The sequence below is a fragment of the Vibrio sp. 10N.286.49.E11 genome (genome assembly GCF_041469505.1).
GTDB lineage: Bacteria > Pseudomonadota > Gammaproteobacteria > Enterobacterales > Vibrionaceae > Vibrio > Vibrio crassostreae_C.
This window is the reverse complement of sequence record NZ_JBFRKQ010000142.1, coordinates 1-1,007: the sequence shown is the minus strand read 5'-3', so window position 1 is coordinate 1,007 and position 1,007 is coordinate 1. Positions and strand designations below refer to the sequence as shown.

Genomic DNA, 1,007 nt, shown 5'->3' with positions numbered 1-1,007 from the left:
ATTGATGTTAGCGTGACTCCGGAAAATGATCCTCCAGTTGCGGGTTCTACTTCTTACACCGTAAATGAAGATAACTCGATTACCATTTCTGATGCACAACTATTGGTAACGTCTTCAGATATTGAAGGTGATGTATCGATAGACAGTGTGACTTACTCTGGTAGCGACGGTGTCCTTGAAATCAATGGTAACGGCACTTACACCTTCTCGCCCAATGAAAACTTCAGCGGTGAAATTGCACTGGATGTGGTTGTTGCTGATGAAGATGGTGCGACCGACGCGACGACTGCGGGTATCAATGTTCTTGAAGTGAACGATCCACCTGTAGCTGGTCCAACGTCGTATACGATTAATGAAGATTCAGTTCTAACATTCAGTGAATCACAGGTACTACTTAACGCTTCGGATGTGGAAGGGGATGTTGAGCTAGTTGGTATTAGCTACGATGGCCCTGAGGGTATCTTCTCAGTAAATGGTGATGGCACTTGTAGCTTCGCACCGAATGAGAACTTTAATGGCCAAGTTCAGCTTGATGTCACCATTCGTGATGAAGACGGTGCAGAGGTTGAAACCGTCATCAATGTTGACGTATTGCCAATCAATGATGCGCCAGTATCCGGTGATTTGGCTTACAACGTTAACGAAGATGGTTCAATCACATTGAGCCAAGTTCAGCTGTTGTCTCAAGCGTCCGATGTTGAAGGCGAAGACCTAACCGCGAGCGGCTTAACAGTTGGTGGTGATGCAACGGTTGTAGCTAACGATGATGGCAGTTTCACCATCACGCCAGATGAGAACTTCAATGGCGACATTGATATCAGCTTCGATATCTCAGATGGCACCAACACCGTTCAAGCCTCTGCAGACTTAACCGTTAACCCAGTAAACGACCTGCCAGTGCCTCAAGACCAACAGTTCAGTGTTGAAGAAGATGGAACGCTTATCTTCACCGATGCAGACCTATTAACAGGCGCTACAGACATTGATGGTGACAACCTAACGGTTGA

1 protein-coding gene is annotated in these 1,007 nt (G+C 46.3%); it reads left to right on the top strand.

What is annotated here, in order from left to right:
• A partial coding sequence (locus tag AB4167_RS21875; RefSeq protein ID WP_372137020.1) for a cadherin-like domain-containing protein occupies window positions 1-1,007 on the top strand: 1,007 nt, incomplete at both ends.